The organism is Pseudonocardia sp. 2-7 (genome assembly GCF_056341085.1).
The window spans coordinates 3,963,203-3,989,435 of the sequence record NZ_CP094507.1; the positions used below are offsets into that span (position 1 = coordinate 3,963,203).

General features: G+C 70.6%; 25 protein-coding genes, 1 tRNA gene and 1 pseudogene. 9 read left to right on the forward strand and 18 right to left on the reverse strand.

All coding sequences use genetic code 11. From position 1 onward, the window contains the following. Positions 1 to 19: 19 nt before the first annotated feature. The 10 genes from MTO91_RS19005 to MTO91_RS19050 all read right to left on the reverse strand — a co-directional run bounded on the left by MTO91_RS19005 (position 20) and on the right by MTO91_RS19050 (position 9,627). Positions 20 to 202, reverse strand: a complete 183-nt coding sequence (locus tag MTO91_RS19005; RefSeq protein WP_476652142.1) for a hypothetical protein — start codon at positions 200 to 202, stop codon at positions 20 to 22. Between the two features lie 323 nt (positions 203 to 525). Beyond that, positions 526 to 2,094 carry a 4-hydroxyphenylacetate 3-hydroxylase N-terminal domain-containing protein gene (locus MTO91_RS19010; protein WP_357440946.1) on the reverse strand — a complete coding sequence of 523 codons (1,569 nt, stop codon included), beginning with the start codon at positions 2,092 to 2,094 and terminating at the stop codon, positions 526 to 528. Next, entirely contained in the window at positions 2,091 to 2,879 is a 789-nt protein-coding gene (locus MTO91_RS19015) for a citryl-CoA lyase (RefSeq protein ID WP_357440948.1), read from the reverse strand. Before MTO91_RS19015 ends, MTO91_RS19010 begins: the two co-directional genes overlap by 4 nt. Continuing rightward, positions 2,876 to 4,411, reverse strand: a complete 1,536-nt coding sequence (locus tag MTO91_RS19020) for an AMP-binding protein (RefSeq protein ID WP_476652143.1) — start codon at positions 4,409 to 4,411, stop codon at positions 2,876 to 2,878. Before MTO91_RS19020 ends, MTO91_RS19015 begins: the two co-directional genes overlap by 4 nt. A gap of 24 nt (positions 4,412 to 4,435) precedes the next feature. Continuing rightward, positions 4,436 to 5,227: a 3-oxoadipate enol-lactonase gene (pcaD, locus tag MTO91_RS19025; RefSeq protein ID WP_405415987.1), complete on the reverse strand. Its 792-nt coding sequence runs from the start codon at positions 5,225 to 5,227 to the stop codon at positions 4,436 to 4,438. After that, a complete protein-coding gene (locus tag MTO91_RS19030) occupies positions 5,224 to 6,324 on the reverse strand; it encodes a mandelate racemase/muconate lactonizing enzyme family protein (RefSeq protein ID WP_357440957.1) in 1,101 nt (366 codons plus the stop codon). Before MTO91_RS19030 ends, pcaD begins: the two co-directional genes overlap by 4 nt. A gap of 11 nt (positions 6,325 to 6,335) precedes the next feature. Beyond that, on the reverse strand, positions 6,336 to 7,148 hold the full coding sequence (locus MTO91_RS19035; RefSeq protein ID WP_379674577.1) for a dioxygenase family protein: 813 nt from the start codon (positions 7,146 to 7,148) through the stop codon (positions 6,336 to 6,338). Between the two features lie 21 nt (positions 7,149 to 7,169). Further along, positions 7,170 to 7,448 (reverse strand): muconolactone Delta-isomerase, encoded by a 279-nt coding sequence (gene catC / locus MTO91_RS19040; protein ID WP_357440963.1) that lies wholly within the window; start codon positions 7,446 to 7,448, stop codon positions 7,170 to 7,172. 4 nt (positions 7,449 to 7,452) lie between these two features. Next, positions 7,453 to 9,018 carry a 4-hydroxyphenylacetate 3-hydroxylase N-terminal domain-containing protein gene (locus MTO91_RS19045; RefSeq protein ID WP_357440964.1) on the reverse strand — a complete coding sequence of 522 codons (1,566 nt, stop codon included), beginning with the start codon at positions 9,016 to 9,018 and terminating at the stop codon, positions 7,453 to 7,455. Positions 9,019 to 9,036: 18 nt separating this feature from the next. Continuing rightward, complete coding sequence (locus tag MTO91_RS19050; protein ID WP_357440967.1) at positions 9,037 to 9,627, reverse strand: flavin reductase family protein; 591 nt, start codon at positions 9,625 to 9,627, stop codon at positions 9,037 to 9,039. 355 nt (positions 9,628 to 9,982) lie between these two features. Between MTO91_RS19050 and MTO91_RS19055 the strand changes: the two genes are divergently transcribed. Continuing rightward, positions 9,983 to 10,767 (forward strand): IS5 family transposase gene (locus MTO91_RS19055; RefSeq protein ID WP_379674576.1). Its coding sequence is split into 2 segments (ribosomal slippage): positions 9,983 to 10,064 and positions 10,064 to 10,767, totalling 786 coding nucleotides; the frame shifts between segments, so codons are not numbered across the junction. Between the two features lie 21 nt (positions 10,768 to 10,788). Here MTO91_RS19055 and MTO91_RS19060 read toward each other — a convergent pair. Continuing rightward, a complete protein-coding gene (locus MTO91_RS19060; protein WP_357440970.1) occupies positions 10,789 to 11,793 on the reverse strand; it encodes an AraC family transcriptional regulator in 1,005 nt (334 codons plus the stop codon). A 135-nt stretch (positions 11,794 to 11,928) separates the two neighbouring features. On the opposite strand from MTO91_RS19060, the gene MTO91_RS19065 reads away from it, so the two are divergent. The 4 genes and pseudogenes from MTO91_RS19065 to MTO91_RS19080 all read left to right on the forward strand — a co-directional run bounded on the left by MTO91_RS19065 (position 11,929) and on the right by MTO91_RS19080 (position 15,090). After that, positions 11,929 to 12,666 carry a GntR family transcriptional regulator gene (locus MTO91_RS19065; protein WP_379674575.1) on the forward strand — a complete coding sequence of 246 codons (738 nt, stop codon included), beginning with the start codon at positions 11,929 to 11,931 and terminating at the stop codon, positions 12,664 to 12,666. 191 nt (positions 12,667 to 12,857) lie between these two features. Beyond that, positions 12,858 to 13,166, forward strand: a pseudogene (locus MTO91_RS19070) (helix-turn-helix domain-containing protein); the annotation flags it as partial. 118 nt (positions 13,167 to 13,284) lie between these two features. After that, positions 13,285 to 14,541, forward strand: coding sequence for an IS256 family transposase (locus tag MTO91_RS19075; protein WP_476652146.1), 1,257 nt, complete (start codon positions 13,285 to 13,287; stop codon positions 14,539 to 14,541). Positions 14,542 to 14,607: 66 nt separating this feature from the next. Beyond that, positions 14,608 to 15,090 carry a transposase family protein gene (locus MTO91_RS19080; protein ID WP_476654924.1) on the forward strand — a complete coding sequence of 161 codons (483 nt, stop codon included), beginning with the start codon at positions 14,608 to 14,610 and terminating at the stop codon, positions 15,088 to 15,090. A gap of 186 nt (positions 15,091 to 15,276) precedes the next feature. Here MTO91_RS19080 and MTO91_RS19085 read toward each other — a convergent pair whose 3' ends face one another. From MTO91_RS19085 to MTO91_RS19110, 6 genes are all read right to left on the reverse strand, one after another. Beyond that, positions 15,277 to 15,855 (reverse strand): NUDIX hydrolase, encoded by a 579-nt coding sequence (locus MTO91_RS19085; protein ID WP_405415977.1) that lies wholly within the window; start codon positions 15,853 to 15,855, stop codon positions 15,277 to 15,279. A 22-nt stretch (positions 15,856 to 15,877) separates the two neighbouring features. Beyond that, positions 15,878 to 16,399, reverse strand: coding sequence for a GntR family transcriptional regulator (locus tag MTO91_RS19090; RefSeq protein ID WP_357439285.1), 522 nt, complete (start codon positions 16,397 to 16,399; stop codon positions 15,878 to 15,880). 65 nt (positions 16,400 to 16,464) lie between these two features. Next, positions 16,465 to 17,571 carry a site-specific integrase gene (locus MTO91_RS19095; protein WP_476652147.1) on the reverse strand — a complete coding sequence of 369 codons (1,107 nt, stop codon included), beginning with the start codon at positions 17,569 to 17,571 and terminating at the stop codon, positions 16,465 to 16,467. 805 nt (positions 17,572 to 18,376) lie between these two features. Further along, positions 18,377 to 18,448, reverse strand: a tRNA-Val gene (locus MTO91_RS19100). A gap of 13 nt (positions 18,449 to 18,461) precedes the next feature. Beyond that, positions 18,462 to 18,974: a peroxiredoxin gene (locus MTO91_RS19105; RefSeq protein WP_357439586.1), complete on the reverse strand. Its 513-nt coding sequence runs from the start codon at positions 18,972 to 18,974 to the stop codon at positions 18,462 to 18,464. After that, on the reverse strand, positions 18,923 to 19,354 hold the full coding sequence (locus MTO91_RS19110) for a DUF3052 domain-containing protein (RefSeq protein WP_020624178.1): 432 nt from the start codon (positions 19,352 to 19,354) through the stop codon (positions 18,923 to 18,925). The genes MTO91_RS19105 and MTO91_RS19110 overlap by 52 nt, the downstream gene beginning before the upstream one ends. A gap of 370 nt (positions 19,355 to 19,724) precedes the next feature. On the opposite strand from MTO91_RS19110, the gene aceE reads away from it, so the two are divergent. Together aceE and MTO91_RS19120 are read left to right on the forward strand one after the other, a co-directional pair. Then, a complete protein-coding gene (aceE, locus tag MTO91_RS19115) occupies positions 19,725 to 22,505 on the forward strand; it encodes a pyruvate dehydrogenase (acetyl-transferring), homodimeric type (RefSeq protein ID WP_476652148.1) in 2,781 nt (926 codons plus the stop codon). A gap of 226 nt (positions 22,506 to 22,731) precedes the next feature. After that, a complete protein-coding gene (locus tag MTO91_RS19120) occupies positions 22,732 to 22,935 on the forward strand; it encodes a cold-shock protein (protein WP_073577448.1) in 204 nt (67 codons plus the stop codon). Positions 22,936 to 23,027: 92 nt separating this feature from the next. On the opposite strand, the gene MTO91_RS19125 is transcribed toward MTO91_RS19120, so the two are convergent. Further along, positions 23,028 to 23,774, reverse strand: a complete 747-nt coding sequence (locus MTO91_RS19125; protein ID WP_476652149.1) for a pirin family protein — start codon at positions 23,772 to 23,774, stop codon at positions 23,028 to 23,030. A 9-nt stretch (positions 23,775 to 23,783) separates the two neighbouring features. Between MTO91_RS19125 and MTO91_RS19130 the strand changes: the two genes are divergently transcribed. Together MTO91_RS19130 and MTO91_RS19135 are read left to right on the forward strand one after the other, a co-directional pair. Continuing rightward, on the forward strand, positions 23,784 to 25,166 hold the full coding sequence (locus MTO91_RS19130) for a PucR family transcriptional regulator (protein WP_073577446.1): 1,383 nt from the start codon (positions 23,784 to 23,786) through the stop codon (positions 25,164 to 25,166). Positions 25,167 to 25,307: 141 nt separating this feature from the next. Then, the gene (locus MTO91_RS19135) at positions 25,308 to 26,231 is read left to right on the forward strand and encodes an ACP S-malonyltransferase (protein WP_476652151.1); all 924 of its coding nucleotides are present in this window, start codon (positions 25,308 to 25,310) and stop codon (positions 26,229 to 26,231) included. The last annotated feature ends 2 nt before the right edge of the window (positions 26,232 to 26,233 follow it).

Genomic DNA, 26,233 nt, shown 5'->3' on the forward strand with positions numbered 1-26,233 from the left:
CCACACTCCTTGATCGGAGTTACACCGATGTTCTTACAGTCCCCGCGAAGATCTCCTCGATCACCGCGATCCGCTTCCGCGGGCTGCCGCCGTAGGTGAGCGTGAGGTGGTGGAAGCCTGCCTCGTGGTAGCGGTGCAGCAGGTCGGCGACGTAGGACGGCGGGCCCGCGATCGTGCCCGTCGAGCATGGTTCCCCGTCCACATCGGACTGCATGACCAGTGGTAGCGCTGCGCGAGCAGGGCGTAGAACGCGGGGATGTGCGCGCCGTAGGGGAACTCGTAGTCCAGGCTGTGCGCGCCCATCGAGGCGTAGTTCGCGGTCGCGGCCGCATCTTCAACTACTCCTGGGTGTGGCTGAAACCAGACGGCCTCCTGAACTCCGACGACATCGCCGATCAGCTCGCCGACATCGCGCTCCGCGGCCAGTTGGTCAGGGACACCGAGCCCGCGGAGCCCGTCGGCAGCAACGCCACAGCGCTCCTCCGGTAGGGCTCCGCGGGATGTCCGGTCCCCGCGCCGATCGTGTCAATGTGGGGTGATCGTGCTCAACGGCCCGGGATTGAACAGGTGGTCGCCGGTCCATCCGTCGAGGTCGTACTCCCCCAGGCACGTGTCGACGAAGCTCATGAGCTCGTCGGTGGTGCCCTGTGCCTCCGCGCCGCGCAAAAGGTGGATGCGGGTGTCATCCTGGTTGCCGGCGTAGTTGCGCTCGTAGAGCTCGTGCCGTCCACCGAACTCGGTGCCCATTGCGTCCCACAGCAGCTTCATCAGCTTCACGCGGTCGAGCGCCTCCACCCCGTTCGACCCGCGCAGGAAGCGGTCGAGAAGGGGGCGGACCTGGTCGCTCTTCCAGTCCTCGGCGTGCGAGTTCACGTAGATGAGCCCGCTGGCCACGTGGTTCTCGATGATGTCCTTGATCCGCGGGTAGGCCACCGGCGCGAGCACCCGGTACGCGGCGCCCTGGTCATTGTTGGGCAGCACTGCGTCACCGACCCACGGGATCGGGTTCCGCGCCATCGCCTCGGTCAGGCCCCAGAAGACGTTGCGCCAGGCGAGGATCTCGCCGACGTGGGCCTGCACGCCGCGGTACTGGTTCGTGCCGGCGATCTCGACGGCCTTGAGCACGCAGCCCGCGATGAAGTCGAGCTTGACGCACAACCGGGTCAGCCCGTGGAAGGTCAACCGCGGGAGCCAGCCAGAGCGCGGTGTGAAGCCGTTGACCTTGTCGGCGTCCCCGTAGGCGAAGACGTTCTCCCATGGGATCTGTACCCGGTCGAGGATCATGATCCCGTCGTTCTCGTCGAAACGACTGGAGAGCGGGTAGTCGAAGGGGCTGCCGGCCACCGTGGCCTGGTACTCGTAGGAAGCCCGGGACACCAGCTTCACCCCGGGAGCATCCATCGGGAGCATGAAGATGACCGCGAACTCCTTCTTGTTCAACGGCATCCCGTAGTGGCCGATGAAGTTGTAGTGCGTCAGCGCCGACCCGGTGGCCACGCACTTCGCGCCGGACACCACGAGGCCGTTGTCGTTCTCCTCCTCGACGTGCACGAACACGTCCCGCAGCGCGTCCGGCCCGAGGTGGCGGTCCACCGGCGGGTTGGCCAGGGCGTGGTTGAGGAACAGCACCCGCTCCTGGCTGTCGCGGTACCAGCGCCGGGCATTCTCCTGGTAGGGGTCGAAGAACTCGGTATTGCCGCCGAGGCAGCCGAGGAACGAGGCCTTGTAGTCCGGGCTCCGTCCCATCCACCCGTAGGACAGGCGCTGCCAGGCCGCGATCGCGTCGCGGCCTGCGACCAGGTCGTCCGCGGAGTGCGGCACAGTGAAGAACTTGTGGGTGAAGCCGCCGTTGCCAGTATCGGTGGGCCCGGTGATCACCCCCGGTCCGCCGGGTGCGGCGTCGGCGTGCAGCGCGTCGTACATCTGGGCGATCGACTGGGCCGTGTTGCGGAACGCCGGGTGCGTCGTGACGTCGTCGACGCGCCGGCCGTAGATGTAGACCTCGCGCCCGTCCCGCAGGCTCTCGAGGTACTCCTCACCGGTGAACGGGACCCGCACGCTCGTCCCGGTGGGCGTGGATGCCGTGGTCGTCATGCGTCCTCCTGAAGTCGTGCGGTGGGCTCGATGTACTCGGCGTCGCGGTCCACCGCGTCGTAGAGACGGCGGCCGAGGGGATCGCGCATCTCCTCCGCGATGTGACCCAGCAGACCGGCCGACCGGGCGACGAGGGCGACGCCGCGGACCAGGTTCGCCGGGATGCCGAGATCCGCGAGCGCGGCACCGCAGACACCGGCCCCGTTGGTCGGCAGCTGCTTGCCCAGGATCTGGGGATGCAGCCGCTCGATCGCGGCGAGCAGCGCCAGGTGCGACCCGCTCACCCCTTCCTCCTCCGCGATCCGGTGCAGCACCGGGGTACGCGGGTCGTTCTCCTTGTGCACCGGGTGCCCGAGCCCGGGGACGGGCAGGCCGGCTGCTGCCCGGTCACCGACCAAGGTGCGGGCGACGGCGTCGAGGTCGGCGCCGGGCCCGGCGGCGGCGAGGCCGCCGCCGAGGAACGCAGCCACGTCCTCGGTGACACCGAGGAACCGCGACCCGCCGCCGAGCAGGCCCGCGGCCATCGCCCCCTGCACGGACTCCGGTGCGCTGTGCAGGGTCAGCCGGGCCGCCAGCACCGTCGGAGTGAAGCCGTGGTCGGCCAGTGCCACCAGCACCGCGTTGAACAGCCGTCCCTCACCGGGGGTCGGGCGGCGCAGGGTGACCAGCCAGAACGCAAGGTCGCTGAAGGCCACGGACCCCATCAGGTCCTCGGTGAGGTCGTGCCCGAGCAACCGGATGCGATCCCGGTCGGATGTGCCGATGCTGGTGCGGTACGAGGTCATGTGCTGGCTCCTGATCGGCGGAGTGGGGCGAGGTCCAGTTCACCGGGACCGCCCGGGCCGGGGAGTTCACGGATCACCACCCGTCCCGTCGGGGTCCGAGGCAATTCCTCGAGGAAGTGCCAGAACCGCGGCACCTTGAACGAGGCGAGGCGGGTGGCGACGGTGTCGCGCAAGGCTTCGGCGCTGGCCGTCGCGCCGGGGCCGAGCACGACGTAGGCCTTGACCTCTTCCTCGGCCAGCCCCGCGGGCACTCCGACGACGACGCACTCGGCGACGTCCGGGTGCGCGCGCACCGCGTCCTCCACCTCGGCCGGGGCGAGGTTCTCGCCGCGGCGGCGGATCACGTCCTTCTTGCGGGCGACGAAGGTGTAGGTGCCGTCGGTACCCGCGGTGACGAGGTCCCCGGTGTGCAGCCAGCCGTCGCGGAGCGCGGCGGCGGTCTCCGCCGGCATGTCGTAGTAGCCCGGCGTCACGGTGGGGTTGCGCAGCAGCAGCTCCCCGGGCGTCCCCGGCGGCACGTCGTCGCCATCGTCGTCGACCACGCGAGCCTGGTTGACGACCCCGAGGTCCGGGTGCTGGCGCAGCCCGCCGAGCGTCCCGAACGGCCGCGTCCCGGGCAGCCAGATCAGCCCGTACACGCTCTCGGACATGCCGTAGCCGCACACCAGCCGGAGCCCGAAACGCCGCTCGAACGCGCGATGCCGCTCCGCCGGCGGCGAGGGCGCGGTGTAGGCGGTGCGCAGCGGGGTTTCCGCGTCTCCCGCGTTCTCGGGCTGCTCGTCGAGCATTTCCAGCATGGCGCCGACGGCGTTGAACGAGGTCGCACCGTGCCGACGGGCCGCGTCGAGGAACCCGGAGGCGGAGAACCGTGGGAGCAGGATCAGCCCGGCGCCGCAGGCCAGCGAGCCCATCGTGGAGTAGGCGAGCGCGTTGGTGTGAAACAGCGGCAGCGCCGTCATGAGCCGCTCGTCGTCGCCGAGCTCCATCCACGCCGGGAAGCCCTCTCCGGACATCACGTGCGCGCGGTGGGTCTGCATCACGAGCTTGGACCGGCCTGTCGTGCCCGACGTCGGGATCATGAGGGCGACGTCGTCTTCGCCCACTGGCACCGCGGGCGCCTCCGGGGGGTACGGGCCCGCGACCAGCTCGTCCACGTGAACCAGCCACGGTGGTGGCCCCTGCTCGCCGAGTGCACGCGACACGGAGTCGCGCAGGCCGGCGTCGGTGACGACCGCCCGCAGCCGTCCACCCGCGGCGAGCTGCCCGAGCAGGCCGTGCAGTTCGGTCTCGGCGCTGCGGGGGTTGAGCGGCACGGCGATCCCGCCGATCGCGGTGACCCCCAGGATCGCGAGCAGGTGATCCGGCTCGTTACGGGGCGTGAGCGCCACGATGTCGCCGCGGCCGACACCCAGGTTCCGCAGCCGACGGCCGACCGCGCCGACCATCTCGGCGGCCGCGACGAACGAGCGCGTCCCGTCATCGGTGATCAGCCACGGTCGGTCGCCGTACGCATCGGCGGCCCGTGCGAGCAAGGCCGGGATCGTGCGGAGCATCGTTCAGCCCGACCGGGTGCCGGACCGGGCCGCGGCGAGGTGTTCGGCGATCGCGGGGTTTGCAATCTCCGGCTTCTCCGCGTTGAGCAGATGCGACGCCCCTGGCACGATCCGAAACCGCGCCCCCGGGATGCCGTCGGCGATCTCGCGGCACATGTCCGGCGGGGTGGCCGGGTCCTCCTCCCCTGCGATCACGAGCGTGGGCACCGCGATGTCGCGCAGGCGGTCCCGCACGTCGTAGGCGCCGATCGCCTCGCAGCACCCGGCGTAGCCCTCGGCCGGAGTGCTACGCAGCATCGCAAGCAGCCGCTGCGCCTCGGCCGGCTCCCGTTCGGCGAACTCGGCTGTGAACCACGCGCCGGTCCGCGACGGCACGAGGAACTCGGTGCCCTCCGCACGCACCTTCGCCGCGCGCACCGGCCACCCCTCGGGGTCGGCAAAGCGGGCCGCGGACGCGCAGATGATCAGGCCGTCCATCCTGTCGCCGTGGTGGATCCCCAGCCACTGCCCGATCGCCCCGCCGATCGAGACCCCGCAGTAGCTGAAGCGGTGCACCGCGAGCGAGTCGAGCAGGGCGATGACGTCCTCAGCCAGGGCGCCGATCGTGTACGGGCCGGGCGGTACCTCCGAGCCGCCGTGGCCGCGCAGGTCGAACCGGATCACCCGGTACTCGCCGGACAGTGCCGCCACCTGCGCGTCGAACAGCCCGAGGTCGGTGCCCAGCGAGGGGCCGAACACGAGGGCCGGCGCGTCCTCAGGTCCGTGCAGGTCGTGGTGCAGTCGCGCGGTGCTCATTTGTCCACCCGGTAGTGCGCGAGCTTGTCCTCGTCGATCTCGATCCCGACGCCGGGCCGGTCGAGTACGGCCATCTTGCCGTCGGCGATGACCAGCGGTTCGGCGAGGATGTCATCGGTGAGCTGCAGGAAGTAGTCCAGCTCCCCGGCGCGCTCGGACGTGCTCTTGAACGCCGCGCCGAAGGCCAACGTGCCCAGCGTGCCGACCATGCCGTCCATCTGGCTGCCCATAGCCAGGCCCACGCCGAGCCCCTCGCACATCCCCACGATGCGCTCCGACTCCGAGAATCCGGTCCGCGCGGTCTTGATGCTGATCATCTGGGAGTGGTCGTCGAGGATCTGGGTGGCGATGTCGCCCATCCGCGTCACGCTCTCGTCGCCGAGGATCGGGATCGAGGTGCGCGCGGCCAGCCGGCGCCGCCCGAGCGGCTCCAGTGCCGGGGTTGGTTCCTCGAGCATCGAGATACCTGCCTCCTCCATCACCGGTAGCAGCGCGATCGCCTGATCGGCGCTCCAGCCCTTGTTGGAGTCGATGTAGAGCTCGACGTCGTCGCCGAGCGCCGCCCGCAGGGTTCGGACGGCGGCGGCGTCGACCTTCGGGTCCTTCCCGGTCTTGATCTTGAACGTGCCGAACCCGTAGCGCTCCCGCATCTCGTTCGCCTCGTCGACCATCCCCTCCGGCGAGCTGGCAAACAGGATGTGCACCACCGACATCGCGTCGGCGTAACCTCCGAGGAGCCGGTGCACCGGCTGCCCGAGTGCTTGCCCGATCACGTCCCATACGGCCATGTCCACGGCACCGCGGGCTGTGTGGTTGTGCACCAGCCAGCTCATCCGGTCCCGCGCGACTTCCCGGGCCAGCGGGTCGAGCCCGACCATCGCCGGGGAGAACCATTCGTCGATCGCAGTGACGATCGACTGCTGCGACTCCCCGTAGGTGAACGGGCGGGCCGGCGCCTCCGCCTGCCCGACCAGGCCGTCATCGGTGCGCACCCGCACCAGGACGTGGTCGGCGGCGGAGATGCTGGCGTGTGCGAACCCGGTGGGGTTGCGGAGTGGGATGCTGAACGGGACGGCTTCAATCGAAGCGATCTTCACGGACGATCCTTTCAGGACTTCGCGAGCCGGAACGCGTGCGATGCCGAGAAATACGGGCCGTCGAGGTTCCGGGCCGCCAGGTCACCGGGGTCGCTGTGCTTCTCCAGCGTCAGCACCAGCCCGGGCTTGACCGCGCCGGCGACATCGGAGTCGAGGTAGGGGTCCTCGGACAGGTAGAGCTGGCAGGTCAAGGACTTGTGGCCCGGTGCGGTGACGATGGCGTGCAGGTGCGCCGGCCGGTAGGCGTGCCAGCCCGCAGCCGCGAGCATTGCCCCGGTCGGGCCCGTCTTCGGGATCTCGTAGGGCACCGGAATGATCGTGCGGACCTCGAAGTGGCCGTTCTCGTCGACTGTGAACCGCCCGCGCAGGTTGCCCGACGGGGGGAGCTCGCGGTCGTCCGGGTACGGGATGTCGGAGTAGGTCCCGTAGTGGTCGCTGTGCCACATGTCGATCTGTGCGCCGGCCAGCGGGGTGCCGTCAGCGGAGGCGACCGTGCCGGAGAACAGCAGGGTCTCGCCCGGCTCGTCTTCCCGCATCGGCATCACGTACGGCTTTTCGAGCTGCGTGGCTCCGGGGATGAAGTACGGGCCCTCGATCGCGCCGTCACTGGCGTCGCTGGTCGCCGCCTCCACCTGCTCCACGGTGGCCTCGAAGAAAACGTCGGCGAACAGCGGCCACTCACCGGCCTCGCCGAGGTCGATGGCGTACTGCTTGGCCGCGTTATACTCGTCGTAGGTGACGCGCTGATCCACGATCGTCGCGCGGATGGCATCCATGAGCGCCGCGACGACCGTCGCGACGCGTTCCTGGCTGGTGGTGGTCATGGTTCGTCCTTCGGGTCCGGATCAGGCCAGCGACGACGGGTGCGTGGCCAGCGGGGTGATGGTGATGTCCATGAACGCGAACATCGGCAGCGACGAGATCAGCTCGTGCACCTCGTCGACCGACTCGACGTCGAAGACGCTGACGTTCGCGTAGCGTCCGGCGACCCGCCAGAGATGTGGCCAGCGACCGGAGCGCTGGATCTCCTGTGCCCGTTCGCGTTCGGCGTCCTTGACCTTCGCCAGGTCTGCGGGGTCGACGTCGTGCGGGACCGAGACCTCCATCTGCGCGAGGAACAACATGGGCTCAGACCCCCCGACCGCGGAAGTACGACACGTCATCGGGATTGATCAGGTCGGGCACGGTCCAGCCGCTGAGGTCGTACTCGGACATGCAGCGGTCGACCATCGCCTTGTAGCCGTCGACCTGCCCACTTGCGGTCTGGCCCCACAGCGTCTCGAGCCGGACGTTCTCGTGGTTGCCCGAGTAGTTGCGCTCGTAGAGCTCGTGGCGCCCGCCGAACTCGGTGCCCATCGCGTCCCAGATCAGCTTCATGACCTTGATCCGGTCCTCGCCGGTGCGCCCGTTCGAGCCGCGGACGTACTTGTCCAGGAAGGGCCGCATCTCGGGGTTCAGCCAGTCCACGGCGTTGGAGTTCTGGTAGATCAGCGCGCTCCCGAGGTCCTGCTCGAAGATCTCCTTCGCCCGCGGGTAGGCGATCGTCGACATCTGCCGATAGGCCCCCGCCGAGTCGATGTTGGGCAGCATCGTCCCGTCCGACCACGGTGTCGGGTTGTGCACCATAGAGTCCACGCAGGCCCAGAACAGGTTGCGGTAGTTCAGCAGCTCACCGACCCGGGTCTGTACGCCGCGGAAGTCCCCGGCGCCGGTCATCTCCAGGCCCTTGAGCAGCAGCCCGCACAGGAAGTCGAACTTCACCGCGAGCCGCACGCAGCCATGCAGCATCGCCCGGAACACGAACCCGGAGCCTGCGAAGAAGTTGTTCGCCTTCTCCACTTCGTAGCAGAAGACGTTCTCCCACGGGACGAACACGTCGTCGAACATGATGATCGCGTCGTTCTCGTCCAACCGGCTGGTGAGCGGGTAGTCGAACGGGCTCCCGACGGCGGCCGCGGTGAACTCGTAGGACGGGCGGCAGTACAGCTTCAGACCGGGGGCGTTCATCGGCACGATGAAGATCGCGCTCATGTTTTTGGTGCGCACCGGCTGATAGCTGCCGATGAAGTTGTAGTGCGTGAACGCCGATCCGGTGGCAACTACCTTGGCGCCGCTGACGTAGATGCCGGCGTCGGTCTCCTTGGTGACGTGGACGTAGACGTCCTTGACCTCGTCGGCAGCCTTGTTCCGGTCGATCGGCGGGTTGACGATCGCGTGGTTGAAGTAGAGGCACTGCTCCTGCGCGGTCGCGTACCACTTGCGCGCGTTGTCCTCGAACGGTGCGTAGAACTCGGTGTTCGACCCCAGCGTGGACAGGAAGCTCGCCTTGTAGTCGGGGCTGCGGCCCATCCACCCCCAGTTCTCCCTGGCCATCCCGGCGATGGCGTCGGCGGAGGCCTTCAGGTCCTCGACGGTGTACGGCGCCTTGAAGAACGGGTGGGTGAACCCGCCGCTGCCGGTGTCGGTGGGCGCGATCAGGCCCTCGTTCTTCTCCGGGTCGTGCAGGGCGTCGTAGAACCGGGCCACCATCCGGGCGCTGTTGCGGAAGCCCGGGTGCGTGGTCACGTCCTTCACCCGCTCGCCGTAGATCCACACCTCCCGGCCGTCGCGAATGGACTCCAGGTACTCGCTGCCGGTGAGGGGGCGCGTCGTCGTCCCACCCGCCGGGTGGGGCGTCATCGTCTCTGCGGACATGTCGGTCGCCTTTCTTCCTCAGGTGCAGGGCCGGTGCGTGCGCGACCGGTCCGCGAAGTCGCGGGAGAACGTCAATTGGTGGGTCTCGCCGAACCAGCCCGGGTCCGGCACGAAGGTGGGTTCGAGAACGGCATCGGGGAAGCCACCGACGGCCCGGAAACGACCGCCGTAGAACAGCAGGGGTTCCTCGCCGGGCAGGTCGAGATCCTCGACCTCACCCAGGAGGAGGACGTGATCGCCGCCGTCGTGCGCCTGCCACGGGGTGCACGCGAACCAGGCCGAGGAGCCCGTCAGCCGCGGGGCGGCCGGGTCGGCATCGGCGTCCCAGGGGACGATCAGCTCCCCGTCTGGCTTGCCGGCGAAGTTGAGCGCCAGGTCGCACTGGGTCGCCGCCAGGACGTTCACCACGAACGGTCGCCCGGGCAGCGCCTCGCTCGCCCGGCTGCGCCGGTCGAGTGAGACCAGGATCAGCGGCGGATCCAGGGACACGGCGGTGAAGGCGTTGACCGTCACCCCGTAGCGATCGCCGTCGACTCCGTAGGTGACGACCGTGACGCCGGTCGCGAAGTGCCCGAGCGCGGTGCGGAGGGCGCGGCTGTCGATGGGCATGTCGGTCGACCTCCACGGTCCGGTGCAAGTCCGTATGACCCGCATCACGAACGAAGCTAGGAGGGCTCACGGCGGTGGTCGATCCGCTCGACGCGGCCGTTGTCCGCGTCGCGCAGCAATCTCAGAACGCATTTTGCAACTCGGAGTGGTGGCCGTGGTGATCACGGTTTGGAGTAGCGGCGGCGCGTCCGCGGCGATCATGTAGCGGGCTCCTGGTAGTCGGGCGGTTCCTACACCAAGCCGTCCACCAGGAGCCCGCGTGTCATCCTCGCCGACCTGTTCGTGTGTGTCATGCCCTGCCCACTCGAACGAGGCAGTCCGGTCGTCGGCCTGCGTGTTCTACCCAACCTCGTCGATGACCGATGCGCAGTGGGCGTTGATCGAGCCCTGTTGCCCCCGGCGGGCAACACCGCAGGCCGGGGCGGGCGACCCGAGAAGCACCCGCGCCGGCTGGTCCTCGACGCGATCTTCTACCTGGTCACCGGGGGTATTGCCTGGGCGGCACTGCCGCACGACTTCCCGCCGCACCAGACCGTGTACGGGCTGTTCCGGCGCTGGGTCCGGGCCGGGTCGTGGGCCCAGATTCACGACGCGCTGCGCGATCTGGTCCGCGTCTACGAGGGCCGTGATCCGGCGCCGACTGCGGCGATCATCGACTCCGCCTCGGTTCGTGGCGCCGACACCGTACCCACTCGCTCGCGCGGTTACGACGCCGGTAAGAAGGTCAACGGCCGCAAACGCCACATCGCCGTGGACACCGGCGGGCTGCTGCTAGCGGTCGTGATCACTGTCGCCGGTATCCAGGACCGCGACGGCGCGCACCGGCTGCTCACCGCGTTGCGGACCCGCTTCTCCACGGTCGGCCACATCTGGGCCGACGGCGGCTACGCCGGTCGCCTGGTGCGCTGGGCCCACGCCGTGCTCGCCTTCGGTGTCGAAGTCGTCAAACGCACCGACGACCTGGCCGGGTTCCAGGTCCTGCCCCGCCGGTGGGTCGTCGAGCGGACCTTCGCCTGGATCAGCAAACGTCGCCGCTGCGTACGCGACTACGAGACCCTGCCCGAACATCACGAGGCGATGGTCCATCTATCGATGATCATGACCATGTCCCGGCGACTCGCTCGCACCGGCGACTGGTAACCCGAGAATCAAAATGCCCTCTCAGACTGCGCCGAGGGCGAGCGTCTGTGAGGGGGTCTGCCCGTACTTGCGCCGGTAGTCGGCGGCGAAGCGGCCCAGGTGCAGGAAGCCCCAGCGGTGGGCGACGTTGGCCACCGGACCGTGGCCGTCGACGAGGTCCCGGTGCGCGTTGACCAATCGCACGTCGCGGAGGTACGCCATCGGCGGCAGCCCGACGTGCACGGCGAACCCGTCCTGCAGGCTCCGCACGCTCACGCCCGCGAGCTCGGCGAGTCCTGCCAGCGTGTGCGGATCGCCCGGCGCGGCGTGGATCGCCTCCACCGCACGCCGGATGGTCCGCGGCCGGGCCGGCGGGCGCGGGCGGTGCACCTCGTCGGAGTGTTCGTGCTCCGCTAGCATGAGCAGGCCGGTGCTGACCGCCCGGCTGAACTGCGCGGCGACGGCGGGCTCGAGGAGCAAACCTGGCCCGGCGTCGAGTTCGTCGACGAGCGTGCGTACCAGCCGCATCCAGCTCCGACCGGCCGCCGAGGTCATCGACAGCGCCGGGCGGAACCAGATCGGCGAGCGCACCGGCCGTCCGAGCATGGCCTCCAGCTCGCCCTCCAGCACCCGACGGTCGAACTTCACCCCGTACTGGGCGCAGCCCGCGCGCCACCGGTGGATCACAGTCCTGCCGGTCGGAGTATAGATCGCGCCCTGCTCCGGCGTCGACCTGACGGAGCAGGTGCCGCAGGCCGCGTCGACCCATCCGCGCACCGGGATACTGAAGTGGTAGCTGTCGGCGAGCTCACCGAAGTCCAGGCTGACGTCGGCTCCCGCGTACTCGAGCACTCCGACGGTCAGCGTCCCGCACTCCGCCGAGCGCAGCGACATCGTGAAGTCGCGCGCCGGGCCCAGGGGGGAGAGCCGGTGGGTGAAGAACTCCAGGCCCACCGCCCCCCGGGCCTCGTCGATTTCCGACGTGCGGTACGACGCGACGCGGTCAGGCGCACGGCTCGCCGTCGCGCCCGTCTGGATCTGCGCCACGCTGCGCTCCCTCGGTCGACGCGCCTATTTGTACGGCCAAAGTTCGCACATGGTCCAGCGCGCAGCCCACAACCGTCAACCCCGGCCGATACCGCGGGCATCCCGGGCCACTGGAGATGGCACGATCACCGGGTCATGGCAACCACCGGCGTTGCGTACCGGGTGCTGGCCCGCGACCTGCGCACAGCGATCTTCGACGGGCGCTATCCCGACGGGACGGCGCTGCCCACCGAGGCGGTGCTCGCGCGGCAGTACGGGGTCAGCCGGCAGACCGTGCGCCGCGCGTTCCACGATCTTGTCGCCGAAGGCATGGTCACCAGGGTCCGGGGCCGGGGCACGTTCGCCGCGCGGCGGGACGGGGCGTACCTCCAGCAGTTCGGGTCCATCGAGGACCTGATGGGCATGGCAGCGGGCACCACCCGGGAGATACTGCAGCCGCTGCACCGGCGCATCGACATCGACGTCGCTGCACGGCTCGAAATCGACGGCGACGCCGTGTTCACCTTCGAGGTCCTGCGCCGGCACCGCGGTGCGCCGCTCTGCGTGACTGCGGTGCACCTGACGCCGGAGGTCGGCGTCCGGCTGGACGGCGTGCCCGAGCTGTGCGATCCCGCGTCAACCAGCAACGCCACCGCGATCGGGCTGCTCGACAAGCACCTGCGGCTGCCGATCGCCGAGGCCGAGCAGTCCATCACCGCCGCAGCGGCCACCGCGGGCACCGCCGGGCACCTGGGCTGCACACCCGGTGATCCACTCCTGCGGATCGACCGGCTCTACCGCACCACCGAGCACATCCCCGTCGAGCTCGCCACGAGCCACTTCCTGCCGTCCCAGTACAGCTACCGGGTCAAACTGCGCCGCACCCTGCGTTGACCCTGCGAGGGAGGCACCCGCTGCTCGTCAGCACGCAAGGCCAACTCGATGGATCTGGCCCACATTGAGCCTTTGCCAACCTCGGTGGACGTGCTGGTCAGCGGACTGCGGCGTGTCGTGGCCTCGAATGGGTGAAGCTCCTGGTAGACGGGCGATTGACTAGATCAACACGTCCCACCAGGAGCTTCAAGGTGTTGTCCTACCCGTCTGGGATGACCGTGTCCAGCCGCGCGCTCAACCTGCTCGCCGATCTCCTGCGCGGACACCGCGCCGCCCGTGGAACCCGGTGGCGCAAGCTCGCCGCCGGCCGCCAGGCGCTGCTGGTGGTCGCGCACCTGCGCAAGAACGACACCTACGCCGAGTTGGCCTGCGGGTTCGGGGTCGGCACCTCCACGGTCTACCGCTACATCCAGGAGGGGATCGAGCTGCTCGCCGCGAAGGCCCCCACCCTGGAACAAGCCATCGAGGTCGCGAAACGGAAGGCGTTCGTGATCCTCGACGAGTGGCGTCCACCAAGGTGGTGTGCGACCGGCTCGGTGACGGGCGAGGCATCGTGTAGGGCGGCCACCGCGTGATCTTCTGAACGCCTCTCACAGCCAACAGGAGATGGATCACGCGATGACCGCGCCCTCCAGTATCGACCCCACCGAGTTCCTGCACGAGCAGCTGTCCCAGGCGAGTCCCGACCTGCTGCGCCAGATGGTGACCACGTTCATCAACACCCTCATGTCCGCCGATGCCGACTCGGTGTGCGGAGCCGCCTGGGGCCAGCGCTCCGAGCAGCGGACGAACACCCGCAACGGCTACCGCCACCGCGACTTCGACACCCGCGCCGGCACCATCGACGTGGCAATCCCGAAGCTGCGCAACGGCTCCTACTTCCCCGACTGGTTACTGGAACGCCGCCGCCGCGCCGAGCGAGCGCTCACGACGGTGGTCGCGACCTGCTACCTGCTCGGGGTCTCGACCCGGCGCATGGAGAAGCTCGTCGAGTCCCTGGGCATCACCCGGCTGTCGAAGTCCCAGGTCTCGATCATGGCCGCCGACCTCGACGACCAGGTCGAGCAGTTCCGGACCCGCCCGCTCGACCAGGGCCCCTACACCTTCGTCGCCGCTGACGCCCTGGTCGTGAAGGTGCGCGAGGACGGGCGGGTGGTCAACCTCCACGCCCTGCTCGCCACCGGGGTCAACGGTGACGGGCACCGGGAGATCCTCGGCCTGCAGGTCACCTCCGCCGAGGACGGCGCCGGCTGGCTGGGGTTCTTCCGCGACCTGACCGCCCGCGGTATGTCCGGGGTCAAGCTCGTCACCAGCGACGCCCACCAGGGCCTTGTCGCCGCGATCGGGGCGACGTTGCCCGGCGCGGCCTGGCAACGCTGCAGGACCCACTACGCGGCGAACCTGATGGCCGCGACCCCGAAGTCCTCCTGGCCGTGGGTGCGGGCGCTGCTGCACTCGGTCTACGACCAGCCCGACGCCGCGAGCGTCCACGCACAGTTCGACCGGGTCCTCGACGCACTCTGCGAGAAGCTGCCGAAGGTCTCCGAGCACCTCGACACCGCGCGTGCCGACGTCCTGGCCTTCACCAGCTTCCCGAAGGAGGTCTGGCGCCAGATCTGGTCGAACAACCCCAGCGAGCGACTCAACCGCGAGATCCGTCGCCGCACCGACGTCATCGGGATCTTCCCCGACCGCGACTCCCTGATCCGCCTGGTCGGCGCCGTTCTGGCCGAACAGCACGACGAATGGGCCGAAGGACGCCGCTACCTCGGCCTCGACGTCCTGGCCCGCGCCCGCGTCACACCCGTCCCCGACACCCCGACCGGCACCGAGGAGGTGACCCCCACCCACACGATCCCGGCGCTCAGCGCCTGACAGAACAGAAGATCACGAGGCAGCCGTCACACACCACGCCAGCGGACTTGACCCCTCGACGGCACCCTGTTGCGCATCGACCGGGTCGGGATGGCATCGGGCTACGACCGGGCGTTCTACTCTGGAAAGCACAAAGCCCACGGACTGAACGTGCAGGTCATCGCGGACCCGGTCGGCCGCCTGGTGTGGATCTCCCCGCCGATGCCGGGCGCGCGGCACGACATGGGCGCAGCCCGCGAGCACGGGATCATCGACGCCCTGGCCGAGCATGAGATCCCCGCCGCGGCCGACACCGCCTACCAAGGCGCCGGTCCTACGGTCGCCGTGCCGCAGCGGCGTCGACGTAAGGACCCCGACACCGGCCGATTCCGGAAGCTGTCGCGACACCAGAAGGACGTGAACACCGCCCACGCCCACCGTCGCGGACCGGGCGAGCGGGTCAACGCCGAGCTGAAGAACTGGCGAGTCCTGCGCAAGATCCGGTCCAGCCCGAACACCGCCGACAGGCTCATCGCCGCAGTTCAGACCCTCATGATCGCCAGCGCGTGATCAGGTTGGCAAAGGCTCACTCTCTGATCCCTGACCCCCAGAATCTACAGAAGACGCGTAGTCGCCCGAGAAGGTGCTCTTCACTAGGCGGCCGAGGTCAGCGCGATCGTTGCCGTCGTTACCGCCGCGTTCCCCCTGTTCACGGCGAGATGAACAAGCCGTCATCAGCAACGTCCGATCGAAGACTCAACCTGCCGGCAGCGACGGCGGCATCCTCGAGATCGCAAGAATATGCAGCAGGCCGACCAGAGCCCCCGAGTTTCCGACCTTCCCAGTCGCGATCAGGTCCGGGACGTCAGCGAGCGGTACCCACCGGAACGTGCCCTCGTTGAGCTCCGTCGGGTCGGCGACCCGCGCGGCGCCGCGCGCAAGGAAGACGTGGTGTGCACTGCGCACGGTCCCTGCCATTGGCTCGAACGTCACCAAGTGTTCGACCGTCCGAGGCCGGTAACCAGTCTCCTCCTCGACCTCCCGGGCCGCCGTCTCGGCGGGCGACTCGCCATCGTCGAGCAAACCGCCGGGAAGTTCCCAACTCCACAGGTCCGGCACGAAACGGTGACGCCAGGACAGCAGCACATTGCAGCTGTCGTCGTCCAGAACGACCGTCATAGCAGCCGCGGGAAGCGTGACAGTGTGGTGCTCGAAGCGCTCGCCCGATGGCTGGGAGATGTCAGCTAAGCCGACAGTGACCCACTCGTTGTCGTAGATCACGCGCTCGCCGTGCACATGCCAGACGTCCGGCGAGACGCCCTCCGGGCTCGTCATAGAGCGACCGTAGCGCTACGACTCAGGACTCGGCCGATCGCACGAAGGCACCGACTCCGTGGCGCACGACGACGACCCCGGAGTCCGCGAGCACCTTGAACGCCCGCCGCGCCGTGTTCCGGGAGACGCCGTACTGCTCCATCACCGTCGCCTCGCTCGGCAGCGGCGCGTCAGGCGCCAGCGTTCCGGCGCGGATCTGCTCGGCGAGGTCTGCGGCGATGCGGCCGTAAGCCGTGGTCCGGTCCGCTCCGTCGCCTCCGGCGACCCGGCGGCCAACGCCCGGGACGACCTCGACCACGCCTTCATCCACGAGAACCGCGAGGGCGGCGCGCGCTGTCCCGCGAGCTACGTCGTACTGCTCGCAGAGCTGCGCCTCGGAGGGCAGGAGCGAGCCGGGCACCAAGGCGCCGTCGCGAATGCGATGGCGGAGATCCTCCGCGATGCGGTGGGAGGTCCCACGAGGGGCCACGACGACGACTCTCCACAGCTCGGCGACAATTCCGCCGAGGGTATCGGCCGCGGGCCCCAGAGCCGTGGAAGACACCGCGCCAGCGGACTTGATCCGGGCCCCGGGCGGCTGTTCCGATCAGAGGTTCAGGGCAAGGTGGTCTACCAGCGGAAGACCATTGGAGGCTGGTTCGGGTACGCGAGTGGAACGACCTCGATCTCGTAGTCCCCGATCCACGCGTCTCCGCCACCCGTGACCTCCGGGTCCTCCATCCGCGCGATACCGAGCAGATGGGCCCGGAAGGTCCCTGGGTCGATGAGACTGCCCGTCACGACCCGGGCTGGGTACCGACGTCCGCCCGGCCCCCGGACGACGACGGTGAAGTAGCTCGCGGCCTGCTCGGCCGCGGGCGCCGGACGTGCAGGCTCCCGCTCCGCGGGCTCCAACAAAGCCGTCTCGACCGGGCGATCCACAACGACCGACGGCGCGACGACCGTCGGCCGCTCCCCCGCCGCCCCGACGAGAACACCCCACTCCCGCAGAAGCTCGAACGCACGGTGCACAGTGCTCGGCGCGAGCCCCTGCTCGGCTGCCAGCACCTTGACCCCCGGCAGGTGCCCACCCTCCGGCACGACCCCGGACTGAATCCGCTCCAACAGCTCGACCGCCAGCCGCTCCCGAGCCGACCGCGGATCCCGCCGAACCCGCTCCATCTCCGACCCAGGACCCGCCGGCCGCTCCGGCATCCGCGACCCGAGCCCGGTTGCCGCCCGCTGGTCCGCCTCCGACACCCACGCTGCGTAGACCCGCAGCGTCGTCACCCCACCCCCGGAGTGCCCGAGCCGCCCCGCAACCGTCCGCACGTCCACCCCGGCCGCGATCAGCTCCGTCGCCGAGTAGCGCCGCAGGTTGTGCAGGTGCGTGCTCAACCCCAGCCGCGCCGCCATCCGCGAGTACCGCTGCGTCACCGACCCCGGCACCAGGCTCGCCGACCCGTCCGGCGCCAGGGAGAACACGAACGCCTCCGGCCGCAGCTCGACCCCGAGCGCCCGGGCCCGCTCTTCACACCGCTCCCGGTGGTCGCGCAGCACCTCGACGGTCTCCGCGTCCAGCGCGAGCCGACGCTGCTGGTGGGTCTTGGTGTCCTTCTCCTGCAACGCCCGCCCGTCCTGAGCGATCGCCCGACGGATCGTCAACGTGCCGGATTCCAGGTCGACGTTCGACCAGCGCAGCGCGCACAGCTCGCCACGACGGGCGCCGGTGGTCATGAACAGCCAGACCAGCGCACCCCAAGTCCAGATCCCGCCACGCCTCGTTCAGCAGCCGCGCGGCCTCCGCCGCGGACGGCGGCTGCGGGTCCGGCGGCGGCTTCGCGGGAGGCGAGACGAACTCGACCGGGTTGACAGACACCCAGCGCCACCGCACCCCGCGCGAGTACGCCCCGTTCAGCACGAAGTGGATGTGCCGGATCGTGGCCGGCGCCAGCGGCCGGCAGCGGTGTGGACGGCACCGGTCGTCGCACTCGTGATCGCGGGACGTCCGGTGGTCGACGCGCTTCGCCGACCCCGAGCAGTGGTCGCGACACCGACGCAGCTCGGCGTAGAGCGAGTCGAGGGCCTCGGCACCGACGGCGCCGGCCGTCGTCCGACCGAGAAACGGGCGGACGTGCAGCTCCAGGTAACGGGTGTAGGCGCGGTGTGTGGTCGCGCCGACGTCGAGGGTCTCCAGGTACCGGTCGAGCAGCTGGTCCAGCGTCGCGCTCGTCCGGGGGCTGCGCTGCTCGTCGACGGCGTTGAGAAGCCGCGTCCGCGCGGCCTCGGCGCGGGCCTCCTGGCGCGGACCGGGCTCGATCACCTCGACGAGGGTGTTCCGCTTCCCCGACACCGGGTCCTGGCCGCCGTACACACGGACGCGCAGGGCGCCGCTCGGGAGCCTGTCGATCGTCCCGCGCTGCCTCCGGCGACCGGCCTTCGCCCGTGTCATGGGCCGAGGATACGAGCCCTTCGTGTCACGAAACGTGTCACGCGGACTGGTGAGTGATCTTGCCGGGGACGGATTCCCTGGTCAGATGCGTGGGCGCGACAGGGTTCGAACCTGCGACCGCTCGGGTGTAAACCGAGTGCTCTCCCGCTGAGCTACGCGCCCGGGACGGACATCTTCACACGGCCCCCAGGGCCCGACGCCACCCGTCCTGGTCCCGCGGCTCCCCCGGCCCGTTCACTTCGGCGAACGAGACGGTGCCGTCCGGGCGGACCAGGAATGTCCCCCGCAGCGCCATCCCCTTCGCGGTGTCGAACACCCCGTAGGCCGACGCCACGGCCCCGTGCGGCCAGAAGTCCGACAGCAGCGGGAACCCGAACCCCGCGGACGAGGCCCAGGCCCCGAGCGAGAACGTCGGGTCGCAGGAGATCGCCAGCACCTGGGTGCCGTCGTTCTGGAACTCCGGGAGCGACGCCTGGACCGCCGCCAGCTCCCCGCCGCAGATCCCGGAGAACGCGAACGGGTAGAAGACCATCAGCGCCGAGCGCCCCGACCCGAGGACCGACGCCAGCGAGACCGGCTGTCGGTTCTGGTCGGGGAGCTCGAAGTCCGGGGCGGCCGCACCCTCGACGACTGGGCTCAGCGCTTGCCCTTCCCCTGCTTCGGTGGCACGAGCTTCGACCCCACCCAGTCGTCCCCGAGCGTCGCGTTGGACGTCTGCGACAGTCCGGCGGTCGGAGCCGCCTCGGCGATCTCGGAGGGCTGGATGTGGCCGTCACGGCCGGTCTTGGGTGTCAGGACCCACACGAAGCCCTCGTCCGAGAGGGGCGTTCGGGCGTCGACCAGGGTGTCGATCAGGTCGCCGTCCCCGTCGCGGAACCACAGGAGGACGACGTCGATGACCTCCTGGGCGTCCTCGTCGAGGAGCTCCTCACCGGTCGTGTCCTCGACGGCCTCTCTGACCTGGTCGTCGATGTCGGTGTCGTACCCGAGTTCCTGGACGATCATGCCCGGCTCGATGCCGAGCTTTGCCGCGATGTCGGACGCACCGGCATCTGCCGCGGTCACCACTCGTTCCCCTTTCACGCTGCTCACGCAGTCCATCGTCTTCGGTTCCGCGTGCGGGCGCCACCCTTCGCGCGAAATCGGATGGGGCATCCGATCACGGGGGCACGACCGGATGCAACCGGCTCGCGGTCCGCGGCGCGGTGACGCGCAGGTCACCCCGCCCTCCGTTCAGTTACGTACGAGTAGTACCTATCCTCGCGGCCAGAGCCCGACTTCGTGAACGACGAGTTTCGGGACCGCGCCGGAACAGGCACGATGGACCGAGCCACGGCCACGACCGTCGAGTCCGGCCGGCGACGTCGCCCCACAGCCGGCGGCGGACAGACAGGGCCGGGCGATCCCGGCCACCGACGGAATCAGGCAGGGAGAACCCTTGACCGCGCAGAGCAGCACGCCCGGCGACGACAAGCGCCGCGTCAACGTCATCCGGGACGGGCTGGCCGCCCACCTGCCGGACATCGACCCCGAGGAGACGGCCGAGTGGCTGGACTCCCTGGACGCGGTCCTGGACAACGCCGGGCAGCAGCGCGCCCGCTACCTCATGCTGACGATGCTGCAGCGCGCCCGTGAGAAGCACGTGGGCGTCCCGTCGCTGACCGCGACGGACTACGTCAACACCATCCCGACCGACCGCGAGCCGTGGTTCCCCGGCGACGAGGACGTCGAGCGCACCTACCGGCGCTGGCTGCGCTGGAACGCCGCGATGACCGTGCACCGCGCGCAGCGCCCGGGTATCGGCGTCGGCGGGCACATCTCGTCCTACGCCTCCTCGGCGACGCTCTACGAGGTCGGCTTCAACCACTTCTTCCGTGGCAAGGAACACCCCGGCGGCGGCGACCAGATCTACATCCAGGGTCACGCCTCCCCCGGCATCTACGCCCGCGCCTTCCTCGAGGGGCGGCTGAGCGAGGACCGCCTCGACGGGTTCCGCCAGGAGCTGTCCCACGCGGGCCCGGGCGGCGGGCTGCCGTCCTACCCGCACCCGCGGCTGATGCCGGACTTCTGGGAGTTCCCCACGGTCTCGATGGGCATCGGCCCGATGAACGCGATCATGCAGGCGCGGTTCAACCGCTACCTGGGCGACCGCGGGTTCAAGGACACCTCCCAGCAGCAGGTGTGGGCCTTCCTCGGCGACGGCGAGATGGACGAGCCCGAGTCGCGCGGCCTGATCCACGTCGCGGCCAACGAGGGCCTGGACAACCTGAACTTCGTCGTCAACTGCAACCTGCAGCGCCTCGACGGCCCGGTCCGCGGCAACGGCAAGATCATCCAGGAGCTGGAGGCGTTCTTCCGGGGCGCCGGCTGGAACGTCATCAAGGTCATCTGGGGCCGCGAGTGGGACTCGCTGCTGCACGGCGACCGTGACGGCGCGCTGATCAACCTGATGAACACCACGCCGGACGGCGACTTCCAGACCTACAAGGCCAACGACGGCGCCTACGTCCGCGACCACTTCTTCGGCCGCGACCCGCGGACCAAGGCGCTCGTGGACCCGATGAGCGACGCCGAGATCTGGAAGCTCAAGCGCGGCGGGCACGACTACCGCAAGGTGCACGCGGCCTACGCCGCCGCGACCGCGCACCACGGCCAGCCGACCGTCATCCTGGCCAAGACCATCAAGGGCTACGGCCTGGGCACGCACTTCGCGGGCCGCAACGCCACCCACCAGATGAAGAAGCTCACGCTCGACGACCTCAAGCAGTTCCGCGACGAGCAGCGCATCCCGATCTCGGACAAGCAGCTCGAGGCCGACCCGTACCTGCCGCCGTACTACCACCCCGGCGAGTCCGACGAGGCGATCCAGTACCTGCGGGAGCGCCGTCGCCAGCTGGGCGGGCCGCTGCCGTCGCGCCGGATCGCCAGCAAGCCGCTGGTGCTCCCCGGCGACAAGGTCTACGACTTCGTCAAGAAGGGCTCCGGCAAGCAGGAGGTCGCCACGACGATGGCGTTCGTCCGGCTGCTGCGCGAGCTCGTCAAGGACAAGGAGATCGGCGCGCGCTTCGTGCCGATCATCCCGGACGAGGCCCGTACCTTCGGTATGGACTCGATGTTCCCGAGCCAGAAGATCTACAACCCGAACGGCCAGAACTACACCTCGGTCGACGCCGACCTGATGCTCGCCTACAAGGAGTCCGAGCAGGGCCAGATCCTGCACGAGGGCATCAACGAGGCCGGGTCGGTCGGGTCGTTCACCGCGGCGGGCACGTCCTACGCCACGCACGACGAGCCGATGATCCCGGTCTACATCTTCTACTCGATGTTCGGGTTCCAGCGGACCGGCGACTCGATCTGGGCCGCCTCGGACCAGATGGCCCGCGGCTTCCTGGTCGGCGCCACCGCCGGTCGCACCACGCTGACCGGCGAGGGCCTCCAGCACAACGACGGTCACTCGCTGCTGCTCGCGGCGACCAACCCGGCCGTCGTCGCCTACGACCCGGCGTTCTCCTTCGAGGTCGCGCACATCGTCCAGGACGGGCTGCGCCGGATGGTCGGCGAGAAGCCCGAGAACGTCATCTACTACCTGACGGTCTACAACGAGCCCTACCGCCAGCCGGCCGAGCCGGAGGACGTGGACCGCGAGGGCATCCTGCGCGGGATGCACCGCTTCGCCCCCGCGCCCGAGGGCAACGGCCCCGTGGTGCGGCTGCTCGCCTCCGGTGTCTCGCTGCCGTGGGCGCTGACCGCGCAGAAGATGCTGGCCGACGAGTGGGACGTCCGCGCCGAGGTCTGGTCGGTGACGTCCTGGGGCGAGCTGCGCCGCGACGGCGTCGAGGCCGAGCACGCCAACCTGCTCAAGCCCGGTGACGAGCCGGTCGTGCCGTACGTGACCCAGAAGCTGGGCGACGGCGAGCACGGCGACGCCCCGGTCGTGGCGGTCTCGGACTGGATGCGTGCGGTCCCCGACCAGATCCGCCAGTGGTCCCCGGCGCCGTTCCTGTCGCTGGGCACCGACGGGTTCGGCCTGTCCGACACCCGTCCGGCCGTGCGCCGCCACTTCGCGGTCGACGCCGAGTCGATCGTCGTCGGTGCGCTCTCGGTGCTGGCCAAGCAGGGCCTGGTGAAGACCGAGACCGCGGCCGAGGCCGCGGCCGGCTACAAGATCGACGACCCGCAGGCCGCCGGCCCGCAGATCGGCGACGGCGGGGCCGCCTGATCCCACCGGCACACGACGGCCCGCCGCCCCGCACGGGGCGGCGGGCCGTCGCCGATTTTTCGCCCCTCCCAGGGCGGCGCAGATCACGATAGGCTCCGCGCGACGGCGGTGGCGGTGATCACTCGTCCTCGCGACTCGCCGTCCTGACCAGGGCGTCGACCGTGTGCGTCGCTGGCCCGCGGTTCCGGGCGAGGTGCTCCGGGCCGATGATCTCCAGGGAGCAGGAATGGCAGAAGGCACCGTCAAGTGGTTCAACAGCGAGAAGGGCTACGGCTTCCTCGCCCCCGACGGTGGTGGTGCGGACGTGTTCGTGCACTACTCGGCAATCCAGACGAACGGCTACAAGAGCCTCGACGAGGGGCAGCGCGTGTCGTTCGACATCGAGCAGGGGCAGAAGGGGCCGCAGGCCAGCGGGGTCACGCCGCTCTGAGCCGTCCGGTCACCCGTCCGTCGTGGTGACCGGCAGCAACCCGTCACGGCCGAGGCCCCGCGCGCCCCGGCCGGTTCCGCGGTGCCCGGGTGTCACCACCCCAGCGCCGCGTGCATCTCCCACACCAGGATCTCGGCCCCGTCCGGTCCGGCGGTGATCCGCCGACCGCCGTCGTCGACGACCCTGGCCGCGTCGCCCGTACCGAGCTCGTCACCGGGCACGTCCTCCAGCGTCGCACCCCCACGTGCCACGAAGGCGTGCACGAACGGGGCGCTCGGCAGCTCCGTCGCCGCGCCCGGCGCGAGCCGTGCCACCGACAGGGCCGCCGCGCGCTGACGCAGCGGCAGCAGGGTCGCCTCGCGGTGCCGTTCCAGGCCCGAGGCCAGGACGACCGTGTCCCTGTGCTCCCCCGCGTCCGCCGCACGCACGAGGTGGCGCGGGTCGCCGCCCGGTTCCTCGGGCACCACCCACATCTGCACGAACCGCACGCCCCCGTCCGGCGTCGCGTGCTCGGAGTGCCGCACCCCCGACCCCGCGCCCAGGTACTGCACCCCGCCCGGCCCGACCCGTGCGGTCCGCCCGGTGGTGCTGTTGCGGTGTTCCAGCTCGCCGTCGAGGACCCAGGTGAGGATCTCGGTGTCGCGGTGCGGGTGCTCGTCGTAGCCGCGCCCCGGGACGAGCCGGTCCTCGTTGTGCAGCAGCAGCAACCCGAAGTGGGTGTTGGCCGGGTCGTAGTGCGCCCCGGCGGAGAAGCTGTGCCGCGAGTCGAGCCAGCCGGTCTCCGTGCGCGCCCGCGAGCCGGAGCGGTACAGCGTGACGTGTCCTGTGGGTGCGTCCATCGTCGTGTCATGCTGCCCGACGTGCACCGCCACCCGGTCGCGGACGCGACGTTGCGCCGCCTCGAGCTCGCCTCGTCCCGGCTGGCCGCGGCCTGCCTGGCGGAGATGGAGCGGCGCTGCCCGTGGTTCGCGGGGCTGCCCGCCGACCAGCGCGCGGGCGTGGCGCTGGTGACCCAGACCGGCGTCGCGAACTTCGTATCCTGGCTGCGCGAGCCCGCCCGCACCACCCCGCTCACCGCCGAGGCGTTCCGGATCGCGCCGCGCGACCTGGCGCGGAGGATCAGCCTGCGCCAGACCGTCGAGCTGGTGCGTATCGCCGCGGACGTGTTCGAGGAGCATCTGCCCCCGCTCGCCGACGACGGCACCGAGCGCCACGAGCTCACCGAGGCCGTGCTGCGCTTCGGCCGGGAGATCGCCTTCGCCGCCGCCACCGTGTACGCCGGCGCCGCGGAGTCCCGCGGCGCCTGGGACGCCCGGCTGGAGGCGCTCGTCGTCGACGCCGTGCTGCGCGGTGACACCGACGGCGCGCTCGTGTCCCGGGCCGCCGCACTCGGCTGGGACCCCGCCGCCCCGGTGCACTGCCTGGTCGGCTCCGCCCCCGGCTCCGGCCCCGAGTCCCCGCAGCTGATCGTGGAGCTGCGCCGGGTCGCCGCGCGGCTCGGCCACGACGTGCTCGTCGGCGTCCAGGGGCGACGGCTGGTGGTCCTGCTGCATCTGACCGGGCGGCCCGCGCGCCGGGTCGCCGACCGGCTCGCCGAGACCACCTCGGCGCGTGCGGCGCCGACCGGGCCCGGGCCGGCCCCGGGGACGAGCGCGGTCACCGCGCGGGTGCTCGCCGAGGTCGCGGCGCGCTTCGGGCCCGGACCGGTCGTCTCCGGCCCGCCCAGCACCGACCTGGCCACCGCGGGTGCCGCTGTCGCCGAGGCACTGGCCGGGCTGGCCGCCGCCCCCGGCCACCCCGACGCCCCGCGCCCGGTCGACGCCGCCGACCTGCTGCCCGAGCGCGCGCTGCACGGCGACCCGGCCGCGCGGCGCCGGCTCGCCGAGGACGTCCTCGCCCCGCTCCACGACACCGGTGGCGAGCTGCTGCGCACCCTGGCCGCGTACCTGGAGGGCGGGGCGAGCCTGGAGGGCTGCGCCCGCGCGCTCTACGTGCACCCCAACACGGTGCGCTACCGCCTGCGCCGTATCGGCGAGCTCGTCGGGCGCTCCCCCACCGACCCGCGGGAGGCGTTCGTGCTGCGCGCCGCGCTCGTCGCCGACCGCACCGCCCGCGCGTCCGACGGCCCGGCCGTCGCCGCGCACACCCCGCTGACTCCTCTGGACCCGACCGGGGAGCATGATCAGGAGGTCGACGGCGTCCGTGTCCCGGTGGGCGGGGCGTTGTCGTGAACCCTACAAACACCGGCCCCTACGGATCGGTAACGAGGCCCCGGTCACACCTGTGGTTCGTAGGTTTCCTACAACTTCGGTGGTCCGACTTCGTCGTAACCGGTATCCCGGCGCCGCCCCCGAGAGGTGTGTGATGTCCCCGTGATCGCCCTGCTCGCACCCGGCCAGGGGGCCCAGACCCCCGGCATGCTCGCTCCGTGGCTGGAGGACCCGGCCGCGGCGGAGGCCGTGGCCGGCTGGTCCGACGCCGTCGGGCTCGACCTGGCGCGTCTCGGCACCACCGCCGACGCCGAGGAGATCACCGACACCGCGGTCACCCAGCCGTTGATCGTCACCCTGGGCCTGCTGGCCGCGCGCCGCCTGCGCGAGCGGGTCGAGCCGCCGTCCGGGACCGTCGTCGCCGGGCACTCGATCGGCGAGATCACCGCCTGCGCGATCGCGGGCGTGCTGACCGAGGACGCCGCCGTCGCCCTCGCCGGGGTCCGCGGCCGTGAGATGGCCGCCGCCTGCGCCGTCGCGCCGACCTCGATGGCCGCCGTGCTCGGCGGCGAGGAGGAGGTCGTGCTGGCCCGCCTCGCCGAGCTGGGTCTCGACCCGGCCAACCGCAACGGGGCCGGCCAGATCGTCGCCGCCGGGGCGAAGGAGGCGATCACCGAGCTGGTCGCGTCGCCTCCGGAGAAGGCACGGGTCAAGGAGCTCCCGGTCGCCGGGGCGTTCCACACCGCGCACATGGAGCCCGCGCGTGCCGCGCTGGAGAGCCACGCGTCGTCGGTGCCGGTGTCGGACCCGACGCTCACGCTGCTGTCCAACGCCGACGGCGCGACCGTCGACACCGGCGCCGAGGCGCTGCGCCGGCTCGTCGCGCAGGTCACCCGGCCGGTCCGCTGGGACGCCTGCATGCAGACCCTCGCCGACCGCGGGACCGGTGCGACCCTCGAGCTGCCCCCGGGCGCGACGCTGACCGGGCTGGTCAAGCGCGCCGTCAAGGGCACCCCGACGCTGGCGCTCAAGACCCCCGAGCAGCTCGACGCCGCCGTCGACCTGATCTCCGAGCACGGGAAGTGAGC

Coding starts and splice junctions, on each gene's coding strand:
- MTO91_RS19010 (WP_357440946.1), bottom strand. CDS start 2,094: ATGACGACCACGGCATCCACGCCCACCGGGACGAGCGTGCGGGTCCCG.
- MTO91_RS19015 (WP_357440948.1), bottom strand. CDS start 2,879: ATGACCTCGTACCGCACCAGCATCGGCACATCCGACCGGGATCGCATC.
- pcaD (WP_405415987.1), bottom strand. CDS start 5,227: ATGAGCACCGCGCGACTGCACCACGACCTGCACGGACCTGAGGACGCG.
- MTO91_RS19035 (WP_379674577.1), bottom strand. CDS start 7,148: ATGACCACCACCAGCCAGGAACGCGTCGCGACGGTCGTCGCGGCGCTC.
- catC (WP_357440963.1), bottom strand. CDS start 7,448: ATGTTGTTCCTCGCGCAGATGGAGGTCTCGGTCCCGCACGACGTCGAC.
- MTO91_RS19045 (WP_357440964.1), bottom strand. CDS start 9,018: ATGTCCGCAGAGACGATGACGCCCCACCCGGCGGGTGGGACGACGACG.
- MTO91_RS19050 (WP_357440967.1), bottom strand. CDS start 9,627: ATGCCCATCGACAGCCGCGCCCTCCGCACCGCGCTCGGGCACTTCGCG.
- MTO91_RS19065 (WP_379674575.1), top strand. CDS start 11,929: ATGGCAACCACCGGCGTTGCGTACCGGGTGCTGGCCCGCGACCTGCGC.
- MTO91_RS19075 (WP_476652146.1), top strand. CDS start 13,285: ATGACCGCGCCCTCCAGTATCGACCCCACCGAGTTCCTGCACGAGCAG.
- MTO91_RS19085 (WP_405415977.1), bottom strand. CDS start 15,855: ATGACGAGCCCGGAGGGCGTCTCGCCGGACGTCTGGCATGTGCACGGC.
- MTO91_RS19095 (WP_476652147.1), bottom strand. CDS start 17,571: ATGACCACCGGCGCCCGTCGTGGCGAGCTGTGCGCGCTGCGCTGGTCG.
- MTO91_RS19120 (WP_073577448.1), top strand. CDS start 22,732: ATGGCAGAAGGCACCGTCAAGTGGTTCAACAGCGAGAAGGGCTACGGC.
- MTO91_RS19125 (WP_476652149.1), bottom strand. CDS start 23,774: ATGGACGCACCCACAGGACACGTCACGCTGTACCGCTCCGGCTCGCGG.
- MTO91_RS19130 (WP_073577446.1), top strand. CDS start 23,784: ATGCTGCCCGACGTGCACCGCCACCCGGTCGCGGACGCGACGTTGCGC.